At 46.2% G+C, this 20,403-nt stretch carries 20 protein-coding genes; all 20 read left to right on the forward strand.

From position 1 onward, the window contains the following. Nucleotides 1–1,596 carry a nitrite reductase small subunit NirD gene (gene nirD, locus BKE30_RS08410; protein WP_076878149.1) on the forward strand — a complete coding sequence of 532 codons (1,596 nt, stop codon included), beginning with the start codon at nt 1–3 and terminating at the stop codon, nt 1,594–1,596. 199 nt (nt 1,597–1,795) lie between these two features. Further along, complete coding sequence (locus BKE30_RS08420) at nt 1,796–4,591, forward strand: nitrate reductase (RefSeq protein WP_076878151.1); 2,796 nt, start codon at nt 1,796–1,798, stop codon at nt 4,589–4,591. Nucleotides 4,592–4,666: 75 nt separating this feature from the next. Beyond that, nucleotides 4,667–5,344: a molybdenum cofactor guanylyltransferase MobA gene (mobA, locus tag BKE30_RS08425; RefSeq protein ID WP_083698506.1), complete on the forward strand. Its 678-nt coding sequence runs from the start codon at nt 4,667–4,669 to the stop codon at nt 5,342–5,344. Further along, nucleotides 5,341–6,408, forward strand: coding sequence for a GTP 3',8-cyclase MoaA (gene moaA / locus BKE30_RS08430; RefSeq protein ID WP_076878152.1), 1,068 nt, complete (start codon nt 5,341–5,343; stop codon nt 6,406–6,408). Before mobA ends, moaA begins: the two co-directional genes overlap by 4 nt. 4 nt (nt 6,409–6,412) lie before the next feature. Then, on the forward strand, nt 6,413–6,676 hold the full coding sequence (locus BKE30_RS08435) for a hypothetical protein (RefSeq protein ID WP_076878243.1): 264 nt from the start codon (nt 6,413–6,415) through the stop codon (nt 6,674–6,676). Nucleotides 6,677–6,694: 18 nt separating this feature from the next. Continuing rightward, nucleotides 6,695–6,943 (forward strand): MoaD/ThiS family protein, encoded by a 249-nt coding sequence (locus tag BKE30_RS08440; RefSeq protein ID WP_076878153.1) that lies wholly within the window; start codon nt 6,695–6,697, stop codon nt 6,941–6,943. A gap of 90 nt (nt 6,944–7,033) precedes the next feature. After that, on the forward strand, nt 7,034–7,564 hold the full coding sequence (locus tag BKE30_RS08445) for a molybdenum cofactor biosynthesis protein MoaE (protein ID WP_406564678.1): 531 nt from the start codon (nt 7,034–7,036) through the stop codon (nt 7,562–7,564). Nucleotides 7,565–7,669: 105 nt separating this feature from the next. Beyond that, nucleotides 7,670–8,269, forward strand: coding sequence for an RBBP9/YdeN family alpha/beta hydrolase (locus BKE30_RS08450; RefSeq protein ID WP_076878155.1), 600 nt, complete (start codon nt 7,670–7,672; stop codon nt 8,267–8,269). A 121-nt stretch (nt 8,270–8,390) separates the two neighbouring features. Next, nucleotides 8,391–9,314, forward strand: coding sequence for a bifunctional molybdenum cofactor biosynthesis protein MoaC/MoaB (moaCB, locus tag BKE30_RS08455; RefSeq protein ID WP_076878156.1), 924 nt, complete (start codon nt 8,391–8,393; stop codon nt 9,312–9,314). Then, nucleotides 9,311–10,648 (forward strand): molybdopterin molybdotransferase MoeA, encoded by a 1,338-nt coding sequence (locus BKE30_RS08460; protein WP_076878157.1) that lies wholly within the window; start codon nt 9,311–9,313, stop codon nt 10,646–10,648. The genes moaCB and BKE30_RS08460 overlap by 4 nt, the downstream gene beginning before the upstream one ends. A 483-nt stretch (nt 10,649–11,131) precedes the next feature. Beyond that, the gene (cyoA, locus tag BKE30_RS08465; protein WP_076878158.1) at nt 11,132–12,166 is read left to right on the forward strand and encodes a ubiquinol oxidase subunit II; all 1,035 of its coding nucleotides are present in this window, start codon (nt 11,132–11,134) and stop codon (nt 12,164–12,166) included. Between the two features lie 3 nt (nt 12,167–12,169). After that, nucleotides 12,170–14,155, forward strand: coding sequence for a cytochrome o ubiquinol oxidase subunit I (cyoB, locus tag BKE30_RS08470; RefSeq protein WP_076878159.1), 1,986 nt, complete (start codon nt 12,170–12,172; stop codon nt 14,153–14,155). Nucleotides 14,156–14,158: 3 nt separating this feature from the next. Further along, nucleotides 14,159–14,776, forward strand: a complete 618-nt coding sequence (cyoC, locus tag BKE30_RS08475) for a cytochrome o ubiquinol oxidase subunit III (RefSeq protein WP_076878160.1) — start codon at nt 14,159–14,161, stop codon at nt 14,774–14,776. Continuing rightward, nucleotides 14,776–15,123 (forward strand): cytochrome o ubiquinol oxidase subunit IV, encoded by a 348-nt coding sequence (cyoD, locus tag BKE30_RS08480; RefSeq protein WP_076878161.1) that lies wholly within the window; start codon nt 14,776–14,778, stop codon nt 15,121–15,123. Before cyoC ends, cyoD begins: the two co-directional genes overlap by 1 nt. Before the next feature lie 12 nt (nt 15,124–15,135). After that, nucleotides 15,136–16,020: a heme o synthase gene (gene cyoE / locus BKE30_RS08485; RefSeq protein ID WP_076878162.1), complete on the forward strand. Its 885-nt coding sequence runs from the start codon at nt 15,136–15,138 to the stop codon at nt 16,018–16,020. Between the two features lie 104 nt (nt 16,021–16,124). Beyond that, on the forward strand, nt 16,125–18,302 hold the full coding sequence (locus BKE30_RS08490; protein ID WP_076878163.1) for a hypothetical protein: 2,178 nt from the start codon (nt 16,125–16,127) through the stop codon (nt 18,300–18,302). Nucleotides 18,303–18,306: 4 nt separating this feature from the next. Further along, the gene (locus BKE30_RS08495) at nt 18,307–19,095 is read left to right on the forward strand and encodes a DUF3142 domain-containing protein (RefSeq protein WP_076878164.1); all 789 of its coding nucleotides are present in this window, start codon (nt 18,307–18,309) and stop codon (nt 19,093–19,095) included. A 139-nt stretch (nt 19,096–19,234) separates the two neighbouring features. Further along, entirely contained in the window at nt 19,235–19,636 is a 402-nt protein-coding gene (rpsF, locus tag BKE30_RS08500) for a 30S ribosomal protein S6 (protein ID WP_076878165.1), read from the forward strand. Nucleotides 19,637–19,647: 11 nt separating this feature from the next. After that, nucleotides 19,648–19,875: a 30S ribosomal protein S18 gene (gene rpsR / locus BKE30_RS08505; protein ID WP_076878166.1), complete on the forward strand. Its 228-nt coding sequence runs from the start codon at nt 19,648–19,650 to the stop codon at nt 19,873–19,875. 8 nt (nt 19,876–19,883) lie between these two features. After that, nucleotides 19,884–20,330, forward strand: a complete 447-nt coding sequence (rplI, locus tag BKE30_RS08510) for a 50S ribosomal protein L9 (RefSeq protein ID WP_076878167.1) — start codon at nt 19,884–19,886, stop codon at nt 20,328–20,330. The last annotated feature ends 73 nt before the right edge of the window (nt 20,331–20,403 follow it).

Raw genomic sequence — 20,403 nt, forward strand, 5'->3', positions numbered from 1 at the left:
ATGAATCAAATGGTTAACACATGGATTGAGGTTTGCGCCTTAACAGAAATTGCCCCGGATACTGGTGCCTGTGCCCTGATCAATGGCCAGCAGGTTGCGGTTTTCCGCATGCGTGAAGATAACCGGATTTATGCCATTGGCAACCATGACCCAGCAAGCGGTGCCAATGTGTTGTCTCGTGGCATTGTAGGCGACTTGCAGGGCGAGCGTGTGGTGGCCTCACCCATTTACAAGCAGCATTATAGTCTGGCCACTGGCCGCTGTATTGAAGATGCACAATATCAGGTGCCGGCCTATCCGGTTCAGGTGGTGGATGGCACTATCTTTGTGGGCAGTGTGCCGCAAAAAACCTACATCACCACACCACAGGCACGTGAAGAAAAAATGCGGCTGGTGATGGTGGGCAATGGTCTGGCTGGCATGCGCATGCTGGAAGAACTGCTGGAAATTGCTCCCGACCTGTATGAGATTGAAGTTTTTGGTGCCGAGCCACATGGCAACTACAACCGCATCATGCTATCGCCTGTATTGTCTGGTGAAAAAAAACTCGATGACATCATGCTGCATCCGCATAGCTGGTATGCCGAGCGCGGGATTACTTTTAATGCCGGTGATGAAGTGGTGAAAATTGACCGCAAGCGCCGTTTAGTGGTTGGCAAATCCGGTTATACCACTTCGTATGACCGGCTGGTCATTGCCACTGGTTCCTCGCCTGTGGTGCTACCACTGCCCGGCCGTGAGCTGGATGGGGTTACCACATTCCGTGACATTTATGACATCAACAAAATGATTGATGCTTCAGAAAATTACCAGCATGCCGTGGTCATTGGCGGTGGTCTGCTCGGTCTTGAAGCCGCGCATGGCTTAAACAAGCGCGGCATGAAAGTGACTGTCATTCACCTGATGGATCGCTTGATGGAACGCCAGCTGGATCATGTGGCCGCTGACATGCTGAAAACCACACTGGAACAACGTGGCATGCGCATTGAACTCAGTGCGCAAACTGACAAAATTCTGGGCAACGAACGCGTTACTGGCATTTTGCTGAAAGATGGCCGTGAAATTCCGGCTGATCTGGTGGTGATGGCAGTTGGCATTCGTCCCAATATCGAACTGGCCAAATCTGCTGGTCTGCACTGTGAACGTGGCGTGGTGGTGAATGACATCATGCAAACCTTTGACCCGCGTGTGTATGCTGTGGGTGAGTGTGTGCAGCATCGCGGTATTGCTTATGGTCTGGTTGAACCGCTGTGGGGACAGGCATTTGTCTGTGCTACCCAGTTGGCCGAACGCGGCAGTATTCAGTATCGTGGCACGCAGCTTGCTACCCAATTAAAGGTAAGCGGTGTTGAAGTGTTTTCTGCCGGCAATCTGGAAAGCGATGAAAGCTGTGAAGACCTGGTAATTCGTGATCCCAAGCGTGGCATTTATAAGCGCCTGATTCTAAATAATAATCATGTGCAGGGTGCGGTGCTGTATGGCGATGCGCGTGATGGTTCATGGTATGCCGAACTCATTAGTGAACAAACCGACATCAGCTCTATCCGAAACCGCCTGTTGTTTGGCCGCGACTTTGCCATGAAACAGGCCAGTTGAAACCGTTATCCAGTTAAGCAATAGATAATGAAAGACAGGGATGTAGTTATTGGTATTAATGTAGCCATGGATGGCGAGTTTGCCACTAACAAAGAGTTTTGGTTACTTTTGCTCTCAAAAGTAACGCTTGGCGCAGTGTCATCGCGTCTAAATTGTTTTGCTGCCAAGACAACTCAACTGAGAGAGTTAAGGAATATCCATGAATAGCATCGTATCCAAACCAATTACAGTATATCAAACATTGGATACTGCTCAAAGCACGCATACCACCTGCCCGTATTGCGGTGTTGGCTGCGGCGTGGAAGTCAGAAAAACCAAAAATAGCCTGACCCACGACCATCAGGTCAATGGCATTGACACCCATCCAGCCAATCAGGGACGTTTGTGTGTCAAAGGCAGCAGTCTGGCTGAAACCATTGGCACACAAAGCCGTTTGCTGTTTCCACAGTGTCAGGCCAATGGACAAACTGAGCAGGTATTATGGTCGCAAGCACTGGATAAAATTGCCAACACCTTTAAAGCCACCATTGAGCAGCATGGTGCAGATAGCGTGGCCTTTTACGTATCGGGCCAGTTGCTAACTGAAGACTATTATGTGGCCAACAAGTTTGTAAAAGGCTTTCTGGGCACCGCCAATATTGATACCAACTCGCGTCTGTGCATGTCCTCAGCCGTTGCTGGCCACAAGCGGGCTTTTGGTGAAGATATTGTGCCCGGCTGCTACGAGGACTTTGAACTGGCCGACCTGATCGTGCTGGTTGGTTCCAACACGGCATGGTGTCATCCGGTGCTATTCCAGCGCATCACCAAAGCCAAAGAAAGCAACCCGAATTTATGCGTGGTGGTCATTGACCCGCGCCATACTGCCACCTGCGATATTGCGGATATTCACTTGCCGCTTCTTTCCGGTACCGACGTTGCCCTATTTAATGGATTATTGCACTGGCTTCATCAACATGAAGCACAGGATCACCAGTTTGTAACTGCACATACACAAGGCCTGTCCGACGCTCTTAAGCAAGCTGGCGAGCATCGCGATACCAAAGCGCTGGCAGAGCTTTGTGGTGTGCAATTACAAAGCCTTGAGGCTTTTTTTGACAAATTTGCTAAAACTGAAAAAGTCATTACCCTGTTTTCCATGGGGGTTAACCAATCCAGTCAGGGTACTGACAAAGTCAACAGTATTATCAACTGTCACCTTTATACCGGACGCATTGGCAAACCCGGCATGGGGCCTTTTTCCATGACTGGCCAGCCCAATGCCATGGGCGGCCGTGAAGTGGGCGGTTTGGCCAACATGCTGGCAGCCCATATGGAACTTAGTAACCCTGTCCAGCGTGACCGGGTGCAGCGTTTCTGGCAAAGTCCCCTAATTGCCTCTGAAAATGGCCTTAAAGCCGTTGAGCTGTTTGAAGCCGTTGAAGCAGGCCGCATTAAAGCCATCTGGATTATGGCCACTAATCCGGTGGTCAGCCTGCCCAATGCTGACCAGGTAAAGCGTGCCCTGTCCAACTGTGATTTTGTGGTGGTGTCCGATATTACCGCCAAAACTGACACCACGGCGTATGCAGATGTGCTATTACCCGCACTGGGTTGGGGCGAAAAAGATGGCACTGTCACCAATTCAGAGCGCTGCATTTCACGCCAGCGCGCATTTTTAAATTCTCCCGGCGAAGCCATGCCCGACTGGTGGGCCATTAGTCAGGTTGCCAAACGTATGGGATTTGGGGCCGCATTTGATTATCATCATCCCTCAGAAATTTTTGATGAACATGCCCGGCTTTCAGCATTTGAAAATGCCAGTAGTGAGAATAGTGTGTCTGCACCCGAAGCAGCCTCATATGACTGGCGCTACTTTAATCTCAAGGGCTTATGTGGCTTAAGCAAGCCCGCTTATGATGCCCTGCCACCGTTACAATGGCCCGTATTGACGCCTTATCAGGGCACTAGCCGGGTATTGACCAACAATCGTTTTTCCCATCCGGATGGCAAGGCGCGCTTTATTAGCGTTAAATATGAACCACCGCGCAATAAGGCCAGCCGTGATTACCCGCTGGCACTCAATTCCGGGCGTATCCGTGACCAGTGGCATACCATGACGCGCACGGGTCTGGCACCAACGCTGGGCTCACATATTCCAGAACCTTTTATTGACATGCACCCCAACGATGCCCTGCTGTTTGGCATCAAGCAAAATGAACTGGCACGCCTGCACTCGCAATGGGGAACACTGGTGGCACGGGTGCAATGCTCTGGCAATATGCGACGTGGGCAGGTGTTTGTGCCTATTCACTGGACGGCGCAAACAGCCTCGGATGCGCGAGTCGGTGCACTGGTTAATCCGGTAGTTGATCCTGTGTCTGGTGAACCGGAATTCAAGCATACACCAGTCCGCATTGAGCCGTTTTATGTGCAATGGCAAGGTGTGGCTTATAGCCGTTATGCGCTGAATCTGGAACAGGCCGCATGGTGGACACAGATTCAAACACAGGCCGCATCGCGTTATGAACTGGCTGGCCGGCAAAAAATCAATATGGTATCCGAACATGGCAAAGCACTACTGCTGAGCCATCCCGCACTGGCTGAGATGCTGGACAACAATCAGGCCGACTGGCTGGAATATAGCGATCACAGCAGTGGCATTTATCATGCAGCCATTATGGTAGACAGCCAGATTCAGGCCTGCATTTACATTGCACCGCGTGAGCTGTTGCCTAACCGCGAATGGATTGCCAGCCTGTTTGTCAAATCACGCCTCAGCAGCCGTGACCGCATGGCAATTCTGGCCGGTGCACCGTTAGGCAGTGCCAATGATGCCGGGCCGCTGGTTTGCTCCTGCTTTAAAGTGGGCAAAAACACCATTTTAAATGCGATACGGGAAAAGGGCCTAACCACGCCCAAAGAAGTAACCGCCTGTGTTAAAGCGGGCGGTAATTGTGGCTCCTGTGTGCCTGAGATTCGCACCCTGATTGCCACCTGTCTGGTAGAATCCTGAGTGATAATTTAGCAATATATGGTCAATTCATCCATGGCACCTACATGGTAAATCAGTACATTACAGGCAGCAAAAGTGACACTACACATTGTTGGTGATGGATTTATTAAACCCGACTTTAAAGTTAGTATTGTCATACTGGCTGGTGGTCGTGCCACACGGATGAACGGACAGGATAAAGGCTTGGTACTATTAAAGGATCAGCCGCTGGCAATGCATCTTTACCGGCAAATTGAGTCCTTAAGTGATGATATTTTAATCAATGCCAACCGTAATCATGCGATCTACCAGCAATTGCTGCCAGCTTGCCAAATCATTAGTGACCAATGGCCGGACTTTAAAGGCCCGCTGGCTGGTATACACAGTGCGTTACTGCATGCCAAACATGACTATGTGCTGATCATACCCTGTGATTTACTGATATTGCCCAAAGACTGCATTAGCCAGTTGTGGCAAGCCATGCAGAAACAACATAGCAAAGTTGCTTACGCCAGCTTTAACCGGCAGGCACTCTATCCCCTTTGCCTGCTCCATTGCAGTTTGCGTGATAGTCTGGAACAGGTACTTGCCAGTGGTCGCCATGCGGTGCGGCACTGGCTGTTTGAGCAACAGGCAGCAGTGGCCGAATTTGCAGTTGATAACATTTTGCCGCTGAATTTAAACACGCCAGATGATGTGGCACTGGCCGAGCAGTGCTATGCTAGCGAAATATCTAATTTTTCAAACCATTTTGATTCAGGAGTAAAACAATGACTGCTTTAGTCACCACTGTTCACCCTGAATCCTTAAAAGAACTTTTACCCCATAACTCAGCGTCATCACTTGTAGACCAGTTTGGTCGGCATAAGCACAAGCTACGTATTTCCCTCACCGATCGTTGCAATTTTCGCTGTAGCTATTGCATGCCGGATCAGCCCGAATGGCTGGCTAAAAAAGACATCCTAAATTTTGAAGAACTATTAAAATTTGCCACTGTGATGGTGAGTATGGGTATTCGTCATATTCGTTTGACTGGCGGCGAACCCTTGATGCGTCAGGGCGTTGTCCATTTCATCCAGAGCCTGAGTGCTTTGAAAAAAAGCGGCCTGCAACGCATTTCTATGACAACCAATGCCTATTATCTCAAAAAATATGCACATGACCTTAAGCTGGCTGGACTTGATGACCTCAATATCAGTATGGACAGTATCAATCCGGCGACTTTCCTAAAAATGACTCAGCGGCCACTTAAACCGGTGCTGGATGGCATTCAAGCCGCTGTTGACGCAAGCATTCCGGTTAAGCTCAACTGCGTGATTGTGGCAGGCCAAAACGAGCATGAAATTGTAGAGCTTACGCAATGGGCGTATCAAAAAAACCTTCCCCTGCGCTTTATTGAATATATGCCACTGGATGCACCCACTCACTGGCAGGCTAGCAAGGTCATTACTGAAGACCAGATTATTGCCACACTTGCCTCGCATTTTCATATTGAAAAGCAGCATCGCCTCAATGATCCGGCCACAATTTATCAGCTTAGTCCTGTTTCCGATCATCCATTAAATTCTGTAAATCGCCCATTTGAACTGGGCATTATTTCTACCATCAGCAAGCCGTTTTGCCAGACCTGCGACCGCTTACGTATTACCGCTACTGGTGAGCTATTTACCTGCCTGTTTGCCAATAGCGGCACAGTCATTCGGCCACTGCTGCAACAGGATAATACGCCCCTACTGCAACAGATGATCCTACAAGCGGTGTGGCATAAAAAAGCCGGGTTTATCGCGCAACAGCAGGCACCTGTACGAAAAATCAGCATGCACGCGATGGGTGGTTAGCTTTGTGATTAATTCAAAAGATCATCCAGTTGAATGGGCTTTATTGATCTACAAACTGGAAGATGCCAAAGAGCATTTAAAAAACTTAATTAAGCAACTTACTGCTAAAACCGGTATGGATGAGATAGCGTTTAAAACTCAGCTTTTTCATGTTTATGAACACTTAAATCGTGCATGGCATAGCAGAAATACCATTGGTGGAATTTCTAGCACTCAATGGCATGCTAATAGTCAACTTCCAGTCAGCCTTAAATTTTTTGAAGATTAAAAAGCAGGTAAATACTTTATGTCCCAAATTATTTTTGAATTTTATGGTCGTCTTGGCAAACTGGCCAATGAATCAGAACTAAGCCTGCCCATTGAAACGCCCATTGTACTGGAGCAGGCGCTTCAGCAACTGGCTGAGCTTAAGCCGGACTTAAGCGAAAACCTTGAGCGTTGTGCCTGTGCCATTGGTGATGAACTGGTATCCCGCTCCATGTTAGTTGAAGCCAATACTCGGGTGGCATTATTACCCCCTGTTGCTGGAGGTTAAAGCATGAATAACCTCGCACATACGCCAACAGTAAATGAAAGACTTGAACGCATTCAGGATCATGATATTGACCTGAACAATCTGCTGGCAATGCAATATTTTCCTGAATGTGGTGGGTTAGCCCTGTTTGCCGGAACGGTACGCAACCATCAACATGGTAAAGATGTACAAAGCCTCAAATACACGGCTTACAAACCACTGGCCGAAAAAATGATCCGCCAGATCGAGCAGGAAATTGAACAAAAACATGGTGTGTCCTATGTACGCGTGGTGCATCGCATCGGACATTTAAATATTGGCGAAGTAGCTATTTATGCCGTGGCCCGTAGCGACCATCGCCGTGAAGCGTTTGCAGCCTGCGAAGAAGCGGTTGAGCGCGTTAAGCATGAAGTGCCAGTATGGAAAGAAGAATTTTATACCGATGGCAGCAGTGTGTTTGTTGAGGGCTGCTGCATTCGCACTGACTTTGCTGCGGTCTCCGGGAAACAGTCTGGGCAGCAGGCTATACAGGCTAATACTCAACAAGCGATTCAGCAAACATCTGAGCAACCGCCAGCTCAGTTGCATAGCCACTCGTCAGAGTGTCAGCACGAGCACCACCATCAGGGCCACTCACATTAATAACGATAAACGCCTTAACTCAAACCAGCAGTAACCATAACCTAAATGCAGCTTCAGGCACGTTATGATAAAACCGGTTCTATTCAACAGTGAGGCTTAACAGGTATGACCGCGCATACTTCTGCTGATAACACGCTAAGTTCACAGACCAAAGTTTATATCATTCACGGTTATGGTGCCGGGCCGCAATCACACTGGTTTCCATGGCTGAAACAGCAAATGGAATCACGAGGGATGAGCGTTTTTGTGCCTGCCTTGCCTGATCCTGAACACCCTATTAAAGAACAGTGGGATGAATGCTTAAAGCAGACTATTGGTGTGCCGGATGAATACAGCTACTTTGTAGCGCACAGTTTAGGCTGTATTGCCCTACTGGATTATTTTCGCCAGCTTGAGCCGCGTCCGGCAATTGGCGGTATGATTCTGGTGTCGGGTTTTTCTACGCCTATCTCAGGGTACTCCCTGATTAATCCGTTTGTAGGCAATGCGTTCCATCCAGAGCATTTCATTGCCATGACAAGCCAGCGCGTGGTTATTGCAGCCAAGGATGATCCCATTGTCCCCTTCGGGCAAACTGAACAACTGGCCCATGATCTTGAAGCCCGCTTTATTGCGGTTGAGCATGGGGGGCATTTCCTCGATACTGAAGGGTTTACCCAGTTACCCTTAGTGCATGAACACCTTATTGCCATGATGAATCATTAACATACCTTATGCTGGGTATATGCAGGGCTTAAGGATAGTATTTTGCTAATACATTCAACATGTTTACTTAATTCGTCATTGAACTGACTATTTTAATTTTTGCAAAACCTGAGAACCCACAATGAAAAACGTTGGCATGAAACCCGACAGTTACCGCAAAGCCACCGCTACTGCCGAGCTTTTAGCCCCTGCCCATTGCATTGACCTGCTGCGTACCGGTCAAACCGAAAAAGGTGATGCCCTCAAAACGGCCCGCATTGCTGGCATTCTGGCCGCCAAGCGTACCGATGAGCTCATTCCGTTGTGCCATCCATTGCCTATTTATCGTGCCGATGTGGACTTTGAACTGCTCGAAGACCGGGTAATTGCCAGTGCCGAGGTAGAAACCATAGGCCCAACCGGGGTAGAAATGGAAGCACTAACTGCGGCCAGTCTTGCAGTACTTACCATTTATGACATGCTTAAACCACACTGCGAACCGCATGAGCTGATTATTCGTGAATGCAAGCTGCAAGAGAAAAAAGGGGGCAAGTCGCATTATAGGCGTGAGTTACGTCAGGCCGTTTCAGCCGCAGTCATTGTCCTGTCCGATACAGTTGCCGCAGGCCGCAAACCGGATACCGCTGGTAAAGCCGTCGTAAACACACTGGAACAGGCCGGTTTTAGCCCGATTCATTATCAGGTTTTGCCCGATGAATCTGATCAGCTACACGATCTAGTTGTTAAGCTGGTGGCGGAGTATGCGTGTGTCATTACTGTCGGTGGCACAGGCATTGGCAAACGTGACATTACTGTAGATACCCTTAAGCCACTCATTGAGCGTGAACTGCCAGGCCTGATGGAAGCAGCACGCGCTTTTGGTCAGCAGCGTACGCCCTATGCTGCGATGTCGCGTGGAGTTGCCGGATTTATAGACCGTTCACTTTTAATTACCTTGCCGGGCAGTCGTGGCGGTGCAACCGAATCCATGGCCGCAATTTTGCCCGCACTGGTGCATATATTTGATGTCTGCCGCGACTTGCCACATCCCGGGGGCTATGAATGAGTGACTCCCATCCATTAGACACTTTAGTGCCCGCCACCGTTTCCAGCCCTGCCTGCAACCATGAGGGCCTGATTAGCCTCGATGAAGCACTCGCCAGCTACAGTACCGTAGTGCCACTGCCCGTGATTAGCCTGCCACTCATTAAGGCACATCAGCATATACTGGCTGAAGATGTATTATCTCCTGTAGAACTACCCCTGTTCACGCAAAGTGCCGTTGATGGCTATGCCATTCAATCTACCGATAGCCAGCTAGCCGATGCAACCTTAAGGCTTGCTGGAGAAATTCGGGCTGGTATTGAACAGCAACTGGTCCTTGAGCCGGGTCAGGCTATCCGGATATTTACTGGTGGCAAAATTCCAGCCGGTGCTGATGCTGTTGCCCGTCAGGAAATTGTCAGACGCGGGCAGGATACAGTTCAACTTATGCAGCGTGTGAGTGCCGGCACTGATATTCGCTATCAGGGTGAAGAACTTGCCAAGGGCACTAAACTGGCAAATCAGGGACAGTATCTCAACAGTGGCGTGATTGCTGCATTAAGTATGGCAGGCATGCAACAGGTTAAAGTCCACCGCCAGTCTAAAATTGCCGTACTCATTACCGGCGATGAAGTCAAAAACAGTAAAACGGGTTCACAATTCAGTGGTTCACCAGATATAAATGAAACTGCGTTCCCTAATGGACAACTGGATCATGACGCTCAGGTATTTGATGCCAATGGCCCATTAATCGCAAGCTGGCTAAAACAACAGGGTTATCATTCATTTGAGCTAAAATATGTCAGTGATGACCAAAGTGAATTACAGCAAGCCCTGCATCAGGCCCTGAACCATTTTGATCTGGTGGTTACCACAGGTGGCGTTTCGGTAGGCGATTATGACCTGATCCGTCCGGTTTCCATGCAACTGGGTGCGCACCAAATCTTCTGGCAAGTGGCACAAAAGCCCGGCAAGCCGCTTTATTTTGCCAGCTTTCAAAACCTGCAATCAGGGCATCAAAGCTACTTACTTGGTTTGCCCGGTAATCCGGCAGCAGTAGTCATTGGCCTGCAACTGCATCTGCAAACCCTGCTTTTTTATTTGCAAGGCAAAGACAAACCGCAACCACAATGGCACACCGGGTTATTTAATGGCCATTTAAAGCCGGATAGCCGTGAGCGCTTGTTGCGTATGCAAATGAATATAGACAATCTGGGGCAGGTGGTTTTATCACCATTGCCTAAACAACAGTCACATATGCTTAGTAATCTGGCAAATGCCAATGTACTGGTGCGTATTCCAGCCAATCAGCACTTTGAGAAGCAGACCTTTTTAAGCTTTATAGCCATAAACTAAATATTGAAATATTATGCAATCCTTTTGTCATTACAATAGCATTGCATAATGCAAATTTATTTCAATTAAATATTTTAATTCATTGTCTTTAAATTTTTCTAAAATAAATTTTTAAAATAGTTTAAAACTTAAATCAAACTTAAATTTCCATAAAACTGCCGGGTTTAAATTAAAAAATAAGGGCTTAGCGGACATGTTCTTTTCAATTCCCTATAATTTATAGGGATTTACAACATCGTACTAAATTACAGGTACTTAAAATTCATCATTAAGCATGCAAGGTCATTAATTGTTATAGCTTCGTGTCATTAGTTAGGGCTATAATGCGCCGCAAAGTAGCAGTGCTGTGCCTTTTGGTGCAACGCATGTCAGTTTGATTTTTACCTGTTTTTTGACCTGTACAATGGCAAGCTGGATTCACGCAAGCACTCTAATAGCAAACCCATTTTTCGCTGTAATGGGACTCTTAACCGAGGTTGTAAAATGAGACAAACCTTTTTAGCCGTATTGTCTTTATGCGCTATGGCGGTCTTACTGACCGGCTGTGGCGGAGACATCGTCATCTTTAACTCAAAGGGACAAATCGGAATTGAGCAGCGCGACCTAATCATCATTTCTTTTGTTTTGATGCTTCTGGTTGTGATTCCTGCCATTTTCATGACTTTTTATTTTGGCTGGAAATATCGCCAGGGTAATGGTTCTGCTGAGTATTTACCGCAATGGGCACACTCGACCAAAATTGAAATTGTGGTCTGGGGTGTACCTATTTTAATTATTTGTGCGCTTGCCTATTTAGCAGGTACCACATCATACAGTCTTGATCCGTACAGACCAATCAGTGCTGAAAAAATTGCCCAGTCGGTTGAAAACAACCCTGATCAGGCAGTGGCAAATCAGGCCAAAAAAGAGCCTGTTACCATTCAGGTGGTTGCTGAGCAATGGAAATGGGTATTTATTTATCCAGAGCAGAACATTGCAACGGTCAATGAGATTGTTTTACCGGTAAATACCCCCATTAATTTCCGTATAACCTCCAATTCTGTTATGAACTCGTTCTTTATCCCTCAACTGGGTGGACAGGTTTATGCCATGGCAGGTATGCAGACCCAGCTTCACCTGATTGCTGACGAACTGAGTGATCGTGACGGGAAGCCTGGTATCGGCCCGGATGATGGTTACCGTGGTATTTCAGCCAACTATAGTGGCTACGGTTTCTCCAATATGCGCTTTAGAGCTCATTCTGTAACTGATGCAGAGTTTGATGCCTGGGTTAATCAGGTTAAGACTTCACCTCAAGCACTGGATATGGCCAAGCTTCGTGCTTTAAGAGACGACCCAAAAAATCGTCCTCACCACCCACATCCGGTGACATACTTCTCTTCTGTAGAGCCTAACCTATTCAAAGTCGTTATTGATCAGTATATGGCCGCACAGCACAATCATACAGCATCTCAAGCAAGCCATGCGAATGGCCATGCTGCTGGTGAAGGCAGTCATACTGCTGTTGTAGAGGAATAAAATATGTTGTTAGGAAGGTTAAATATAGAGGCAATACCTTACGATCCAATCGTGCAGGTTACTATTGCCGGTATGATACTTGGCGGGCTATTGCTGCTCGCGGCCATTACCTACTTTAAAAAGTGGAAGTATCTGTGGACTGAATGGTTTACCACAGTAGACCATAAAAAGATCGGTATCATGTACGTCATCGTATCCATGGTGATGTTACTGCGCGGTTTCTCCGATGCGATCATGATGCGCTTACAGCAGGTACTCGCCACCAACGGTTCCGAAGGCTATCTGCATCCAGAACATTACGACCAGATTTTTACTGCCCACGGCGTGATCATGATTTTCTTCGTGGCCATGGGTCTGGTAGTTGGCCTGATGAACATCGTGGTGCCTTTGCAGATTGGCGCACGTGACGTTGCATTCCCGCTCTTGAACTCAGTCAGCTTCTGGCTGTTTGCCGTGAGTGCTGGTCTGGTGATGATGTCACTGGTACTGGGTGAATTTGCGGCAACTGGCTGGCTGGCCTATCCGCCACTTTCCGGCATTGAGTATAGTCCGGGTGTCGGGGTAGATTACTATATCTGGTCATTGCAGATTTCAGGTCTGGGTACCTTGCTGACCGGTGTGAACTTCTTCGTTACCATCATTAAAATGCGTGCACCTGGCATGACTTTAATGAAAATGCCGATTTTCACCTGGACTGCACTGATTACTGTAATTCTGATTATTGCCGTGTTCCCGATTTTAACCGGTACGCTGGCGATGCTGACTGCTGACCGCCTGTTTGGTATGCACTTCTTTACCAATGAGGCTGGCGGTAGCCCAATGCTGTATGTCAACCTGATCTGGACCTGGGGCCATCCTGAAGTATACATTCTGGTATTGCCTGCGTTTGGTGCCTTCTCAGAAATCGTTGCAACATTCAGCCGCAAATACCTGTTTGGCTATGCAACCATGGTCTACGCAACTGTAGCCATTGGCTTGTTATCCTATGTTGTCTGGGTTCACCACTTCTTTACCATGGGTGCCGGTGCAAACGTTAACGCGTTCTTCGGTATCATGACCATGGTGATTGCAATTCCAACTGGCGTGAAAATTTTCAGCTGGTTGTTCACCATGTACAAAGGCCGTATTCGTTTTACCACGCCAATGCTGTGGACCATGGGCTTTCTGGTGACCTTCTCTATTGGTGGTATGACTGGTGTTCTGCTTGCAATTCCACCAGCAGACTTTGTGGTTCACAACTCCCTGTTCCTGATTGCTCACTTCCATAACGTTATTATTGGTGGTGTGGTATTCGGTATGTTTGCTGGCCTGACCTACTGGTTCCCAAAAATGTTTGGTTTTACACTAAACGAATACTGGGGCCGTCTGTCATTCTGGTTCTGGGTAATTGGTTTCTATCTGGCCTTTATGCCATTGTACGTACTGGGCTTCATGGGCATGACCCGTCGCCTGAATACTTATGACAATCCAGACTGGGAACCGTACCTGTACGTGGCTTTCGTTGGTGCAGTCTTCATTCTGATTGGTATTATCTGTCAGTTAATCCAGATTGCTGTCAGCTTCCGTGACCGCAAGCAAAATGTTGACCTGACTGGCGACGTTTGGGATGGCCGTACACTGGAATGGAGTACAACCTCTCCTGCACCATTTTATAACTTTGCTCATATTCCACATGCTAATGAAATTGATTCATTCTGGGTGGCCAAAGAAAAAGGTGTTGCTTACCAGCGTCCTGCCAAGTACGAAGATATCCATATGCCAACCAACCGGGCTGCTGGTGTTCTAATCGGTGGACTACTGTTTGTATTTGGCTTTGCCATGACATGGTATATCTGGTGGCTTGCAATTGCTTCACTGGTTGGTTCAATCATCGTGTTCATTGCAAGTTCATTTACCAAGAAAGTGGACTACTATGTACCCGCTGCTGAAGTTGAGCGTATCGAAAATGAACGCTTCCATAAACTTGAGCAGTTTCAAAAGCAGGGCTAAGACATGTCTGAAGTAATTCATCATCAAGACGAGCACGGTCACGATCATCACCATCATGATGATACCGATATGACGGTGTTCGGTTTCTGGACCTATATCATGAGTGACTTGATTTTATTCTCAAGTCTATTCGTGGCATATGCTGTATTACATAATAACTTTGCAGATGGGCCTACCTCACAGCAAGTTTTTGGTGAAACCTTAAGCTTTGTACTGGTTGAAACTTTTTTGCTGTTGATCAGTAGCTTTACCTTTGGTATGGCTGTTCTGGCTCGTTACAAGGAAAAAGTCAGTCAGGTTTTAGGCTGGTTGGCGGTTACCTTCGTTTTTGGTGCTGGCTTTATTGGCATGGAAATCTATGAGTTTTATCATTTGATTTCCATTGGCCATGGCCCTGATGTAAGTGCATTCCTGAGCTCCTACTTTAGTCTGGTAGCTACTCACGGGATTCACGTTACCTGTGGCTTGATCTGGATGATTGTATTAATGATCCAGATTGCTAAAGAAGGTCTTACCCTGCCAAATACCCGCCGTCTGGCTTGCTTAAGCCTGTTCTGGCACTTTCTGGACATTGTCTGGATTTGCGTATTTAGTGTGGTTTACTTGTTAGGAGCCATATAATGGGTCATCACGCACATACCGATGCAACTGGCGCAAGCCATGGCAGTACCAAGCAGTATGTCATTGGTCTGATTATTTCAATTGTTCTCACTATCATTCCATTCTGGATGGTAATGCAGAATGTTGAGCAGCCTGGCAGTTTTGAACGTGGCCCTCTGGTTTGGACCATTGTTGTGACGGCCATTGCACAGGTTCTGGTACAGTTGGTGTTCTTCCTGCACTTGAACTCATCTTCAGAGCAGCGCTGGAACCTGATTGCATTTGTTTATACAGTTCTGACTATTGCAATTTTGATCATTGGCTCAATTTGGGTCATGGATTATCTGCACTACTTTATGATGTCCTGATTGGCTTGATTAATGATTAAGAAGTTTATTTACTTAACCAAGCCCGGAATTATTTTTGGTAATTTCATTTCGGTCATGGGAGGCTTTTTTCTGGCCTCCCAAGGCAACATTGATTTGTGGCTTCTACTGGTTACCTTGCTTGGAACCTCACTCGTTGTTGCCTCAGGTTGTGTAGTAAACAATATCATTGATCAGGATATTGACGTCAAAATGGAGCGAACCCGAAACCGGGCACTTGTAAAAAAGTCGGTTTCAAATACAGCGGCATTTATTTATGCCGCCGTATTGGGAGTTTTCGGGTTTGCTCTGCTTTATTTCTTTACTAACTTGCTAGCGGTTGCATTTGCTGCCTTTGGCTTTTTTGTCTATGTTGTTTTATACAGCCTGTATCTCAAGCGCCATTCTATTCATCAAACCCTTGTAGGTAGCCTGTCAGGTGCCTGTCCACCCGTAATTGGCTATTGTGCTGTTGCCAATCAGTTTGATGTTGGTGCCCTTATTCTGTTTATCCTGTTTTGCATCTGGCAAATGCCGCACTCCTTTGCTATCGCCATTTTCCGCTTAAATGACTATGTGTCTGCCCGAATTCCGGTATTACCAGCCAAAAAAGGCATTTATATTACCAAGCTGCAATCTGCAGTTTATGTCCTGCTGTTCATGCTGACTGGAAGCTTACTGTATGTATTTCATTATGTTGGCCTAATTTACCTGATTATATTTGCTGGGCTATGTGCCTATTGGCTCTATTTAGCTGTTAGTGGTTTTAAAGCGATTGATGATCGCGTCTGGGCACGCCGCTTCTTTTTATTTTCAGTGATTTTGATTACTGTGTTCAGTATCGTGATTTCTATTGATTATCAGCTACAACCCAGTTATGGTTTCATTTTTAAATTATAAAATAATGCCTTAATTTTTCTCACCCTGATTCTATTAATTTCAGCAGCTTCGTATTACCAGAGATAAATTTTTCATTATTTTATAAAACAATAAGAGATAATGAAATGACAAGATTTTTTACAGCCTGCCTGCGCTTTAGCCATGCAGTGTTACTCAGTATATTTATTTTGCTCCCTATTTATAGTCATGCCAGTTTTGATACCTACTGTACCCCAACATGGTCTGTTGAACTGCAATCCTATAACCGGTGCAGCAATTTACCCATTTTAAGCCCTGCCAATGACAACCAGACCAATATGCGCTTATTACTGGCTGATAGACATTTGGTAAAAATTACCAGCCCCAAACAACCTGCTGTTAACTGGGCAGATAACTATGGCGCTGTCCCATTTGCTGCTGAAGATTTTAAAGAAACAATAAGCAATGCGACCCCTTCCAAAAGAAAATTATTATCTTCCGGACAAACAATAAATGTCACCTATAGTGCTGAAGAACGCTGCCAGAGTAATAGCTCCGGCATGCAAGCCTTTATACAGCAGGTCAGTGCTGATCACAGGTTAAAGCCAGCCGAAAAACAATTACTGATACAACAGCGGCAATCTATTTCCCCCTCCTGTGATAAAGCACTTGAATACATCAAGGTACGTCCAGAATGGAGTTCTCTGGTACGCCAGCATATTTCCTACATCAATGGCTCAATTGCCTTTTATAATGGTGATTACCCTATTGCACAAAAAATCTATACTGCGCTCAGTACCATTTCCTCACCCTGGCTTAGCGAAACCGCTTCTTATATGCTGGTCAGAACCGCTGTCAATCAGGCTTATCGAAGTGGCCTCGATGAATACAGTGTTTTATCCATAAATAAAATAGATCAGCAACTAATTGCAACGGCATTTACCACAATTGGCCAATATTTTAAAACTTATCCTGCGGGTCAATATGCAGCCTCAGCACGTGGTTTGTTACGTCGCTTGTACTGGATGAGTGGCCAGCAAGCCAAATTAATTGATGAGTTTAACTGGCAGTTTAGTCATCTGGACAGCTTACAATTTAATCTGGAAATGCAGCAGGTGCCTGAAGAAATTGACAATAAAATCTTTAAAAGTAATGAATTTAATCCGGCCAACCTTAAAGACCCATTTTTTTTAGCCACTTATGATCTGATGCACATGCGTGCAAGCAGCGCACAAAAATACACGCCTTTGAGCTGGAGTACTTTGCAGGCGCAACAGGACTATTTTAAGACCACGCCGGCGTTATATCAGTATTTACAGGCAGTGCATCTGTTTTTACTCCAGAAAAAACCGCAGCAGGCACTGGACTATTTACCCAAAGGTAATCCGCCTGCTCATTTAAGCTATTTGCAACTTAGCCAGTTTGTATTAAAAGGCCAGATTCTTGAGCAAACCCATAAACTTGATGATGCAAATACTCTCTGGACAGTATTGCTGGATTCTACAAAAGCACCGTATCAGCGCCAGATGGTAGAGCTGGCGCTGGCCTTAAACCTGCAAAACCGCAAAGATTTCGTGGCCTTTTTTAAAACGGATGGTTTAATAAAATCCCCTGCTATTCGTGCCGTGATTATTAAACAGGCTGCTAACGCCGAGTTACTTGATTCAATTATTAACGCTCCAGCTACTTCTGCACAGGAAAAACTTAACGCCCGTTTTACCCTACTGCATAAAAGTTTGAATCACCAACAATATACTCTCTTTATTGATGCGCTAAAATATTTGCCCAAAGATGCAAACAGCTATCAAGGCTATGAAAGTAGCAACAAGACCTTAACGGATCAGCCAGCGTTCAATGTATTTTTATGGAAAGGCCATAAAATTAATGATGCTTTAAGTTGCCCCTCTTTAATTGATATTGGCAAAACCTTGGCAACACAGCCGCAGGATGAAATGGCCCTGCTTTGTTTCGGTGAATTTATACGTTTAAGCAATTTTAAACATCATGAATATACCCTTGAGCCTGAAATGCCTGCCCAGAATAGATCAAGTCGATTTAACTGGTCTTTAGGTAACGGACAAATCCCTTTTACTACGGCGACTTTTTCGCGCGGCGAAGTGTATAAAAATATTATTCAGACCAGTTCAAATGACGAGTTAAAAGCATATGCCCTATATCGGGCCATCAATTGTTATGCACCGGGCGGCCTTAATGATTGTCAGGGAAAGAATGTGGAAAAATCTGTACGGAAAAGCTGGTTTGATCAGTTAAAACAGAACTATCCAGACAGCCAATGGACTAAGGCATTAACCTATTATTGGTAAGCATATGCAAAGACTAAAGCAATGGGTTGCTGGCCAGATAGTGCTACTGTTGAGCTTGGCTATTACAGCCTGTCAGCCAGAAACAGGAAGGCCCGAAGCAGCACAACCGCAAGTGGTAAATGCCCATCATTATAATCGCTTCTGGTTATGGGGGAATATCAGTCCAGCGCCCTATTTGCGTAATAACATCCATAAACCTAACAGCACAGACTGGCATAGCACTACAGAATTATATGTATTACAAGGAGAAATAGGATTTTCCAGAATACTGCAAAAACCGGGCCTTACACCACAAGGCATGGGGCTTACCACCATTAAACCGGCAAAAATATGGCTGGTCTACCGCACCACGACTTTACAGTGGACACCGGCGTTCATGCAGCAGATTGTGGGACGCCTTCAAAGCTGGAAAAATTATAATAATCAGGTGGTGGGCCTGCAAATTGATTTTGACTCAGCAACTGGCCAGTTAAAGCCATATACCGAATTTTTGCAGCGTATCCGGCAGCAACTGCCAACTGACTATCAACTAAGCGCTACCGGCCTGCTGGACTGGATTAATGCAGATAAAACCAGTCTGGCCTCACTGCATAATACTGTAGATGAAGTGGTTATCCAGACTTATCAGGGCCGGCATACCATTACTAATTATCAGGCCTATCTGCCTGCCCTTAGCCATCTTAAAATGCCATTTAAAATCGGGCTGGTTCAGCATGGCCAGTGGCTTGCGAATTCCGCCATCGAAAAAAACCCGTACTTTAAAGGCTATGTAGTTTTTTTACTAAGGCAATAAAGCAATATTTCCTTGTATTTTTTTAGGTTTTCTATACAATAGCGGGCTGCTTTATAGCACGCGAAAATACTCTTTTTTCGTGTTACTCCTTGCCATTGATGTTGGAATCAGTGGCTGTCTAAACCGTAAGGAGCTTAATATGCGTCATTACGAAATTGTGCTTTTGGTTCATCCAGACCAAAGCGACCAGGTTGTTGGGATGGTTGAACGCTATCTCACTCAAATTAAAGAAGCTGGCGGCCAGATTCACCGTCTTGAAGATTGGGGCCGTCGTCAACTGGCTTACCCAATCAACAAAATCCATAAAGCGCACTACATTCTGATGAACGTTGAATGTGGCCAAGCGACTCTGGATGAGCTGGAAGAATTGTTCCGTTATAACGATGCGATCATCCGTAACCTGATCATCCGTCGTGAAAAGGCAATTACTGAAGAATCATTGCTGGCCAAAAGCGCTGAAGAAAAACGCGCTCGTAAAGCTCAGCGTAATGATGATGGTCAGTCTAACGACCAAGATCACAACCAAGCTGCTGAAGCATAAGGAGAACCAACATGGCACGTTTCTATCGTCGTCGCAAGTTCTGCCGCTTCACTGCTGAGAACGTTGCATATATCGACTACAAAGATATCGATACTTTAAAACAGTACGTGACTGAAAACGGCAAGATTGTTCCTAGCCGTATCACAGGTACTAAGGCTCGTTATCAACGTCAGCTGGCGCTTGCAATTAAGCAGTCTCGCTATCTGGCCTTGATCCCTTACACTGACAATCATAAGTGAGGTGATCTGTGGACGTTATTCTGTTACAACGCATTAAAAACCTGGGCAAGCTAGGCGACAAAGTATCTGTAAAAGCAGGTTATGGTCGTAACTTCTTAATCCCTCAAGGTAAAGCTGTTTCTGCTACCGAAGCCAACACCTCTGCGTTTGAAGCGCGTCGTGCTGAGCTGGAGAAGCAGGAAGCTGAAGTATTAAACTCTGCACAAAGCCGTGCTGACAAACTGAACGAAGTCAATGTTGTCATTACCGCTAAAGCGGGTGATGAAGGCAAACTGTTCGGTTCTATCGGTACTCGCGATATTGCTGATGCTTTGACTGCTTCTGGCATTGAAGTTGACCGCGCTGAAGTACGCCTGCCTAACGGTGCGCTGCGTCACACTGGTGAGTTCAATGTTGCAGTACAACTGCACCATGATGTAACTGCTGAAGTTCTGGTAACGATTGTTTCTGAATAATCGTTTCTGAATTTTTAGCATACTGAATAATTCTGCATAGAATCATTTGGTTAAGAGCATGCTTTCGGGCATG

The sequence above is a fragment of the Alkanindiges hydrocarboniclasticus genome, assembly GCF_001982605.1.
Lineage (GTDB): Bacteria > Pseudomonadota > Gammaproteobacteria > Pseudomonadales > Moraxellaceae > Alkanindiges > Alkanindiges hydrocarboniclasticus.

Bases quoted from the DNA above. Each gene is read 5' to 3' on its own strand.
- BKE30_RS08495 (WP_076878164.1), top strand. From the start codon at position 18,307: ATGCAAAGACTAAAGCAATGGGTTGCTGGCCAGATAGTGCTACTGTTG.
- moaCB (WP_076878156.1), top strand. From the start codon at position 8,391: ATGAAAAACGTTGGCATGAAACCCGACAGTTACCGCAAAGCCACCGCT.
- cyoD (WP_076878161.1), top strand. From the start codon at position 14,776: ATGGGTCATCACGCACATACCGATGCAACTGGCGCAAGCCATGGCAGT.
- rpsR (WP_076878166.1), top strand. From the start codon at position 19,648: ATGGCACGTTTCTATCGTCGTCGCAAGTTCTGCCGCTTCACTGCTGAG.
- BKE30_RS08490 (WP_076878163.1), top strand. From the start codon at position 16,125: ATGACAAGATTTTTTACAGCCTGCCTGCGCTTTAGCCATGCAGTGTTA.
- rpsF (WP_076878165.1), top strand. From the start codon at position 19,235: ATGCGTCATTACGAAATTGTGCTTTTGGTTCATCCAGACCAAAGCGAC.
- BKE30_RS08460 (WP_076878157.1), top strand. From the start codon at position 9,311: ATGAGTGACTCCCATCCATTAGACACTTTAGTGCCCGCCACCGTTTCC.
- cyoC (WP_076878160.1), top strand. From the start codon at position 14,159: ATGTCTGAAGTAATTCATCATCAAGACGAGCACGGTCACGATCATCAC.
- cyoB (WP_076878159.1), top strand. From the start codon at position 12,170: ATGTTGTTAGGAAGGTTAAATATAGAGGCAATACCTTACGATCCAATC.
- nirD (WP_076878149.1), top strand. From the start codon at position 1: ATGAATCAAATGGTTAACACATGGATTGAGGTTTGCGCCTTAACAGAA.
- moaA (WP_076878152.1), top strand. From the start codon at position 5,341: ATGACTGCTTTAGTCACCACTGTTCACCCTGAATCCTTAAAAGAACTT.
- cyoA (WP_076878158.1), top strand. From the start codon at position 11,132: ATGAGACAAACCTTTTTAGCCGTATTGTCTTTATGCGCTATGGCGGTC.
- BKE30_RS08440 (WP_076878153.1), top strand. From the start codon at position 6,695: ATGTCCCAAATTATTTTTGAATTTTATGGTCGTCTTGGCAAACTGGCC.
- BKE30_RS08450 (WP_076878155.1), top strand. From the start codon at position 7,670: ATGACCGCGCATACTTCTGCTGATAACACGCTAAGTTCACAGACCAAA.
- BKE30_RS08420 (WP_076878151.1), top strand. From the start codon at position 1,796: ATGAATAGCATCGTATCCAAACCAATTACAGTATATCAAACATTGGAT.
- BKE30_RS08445 (WP_406564678.1), top strand. From the start codon at position 7,034: ATGCAATATTTTCCTGAATGTGGTGGGTTAGCCCTGTTTGCCGGAACG.
- cyoE (WP_076878162.1), top strand. From the start codon at position 15,136: ATGATTAAGAAGTTTATTTACTTAACCAAGCCCGGAATTATTTTTGGT.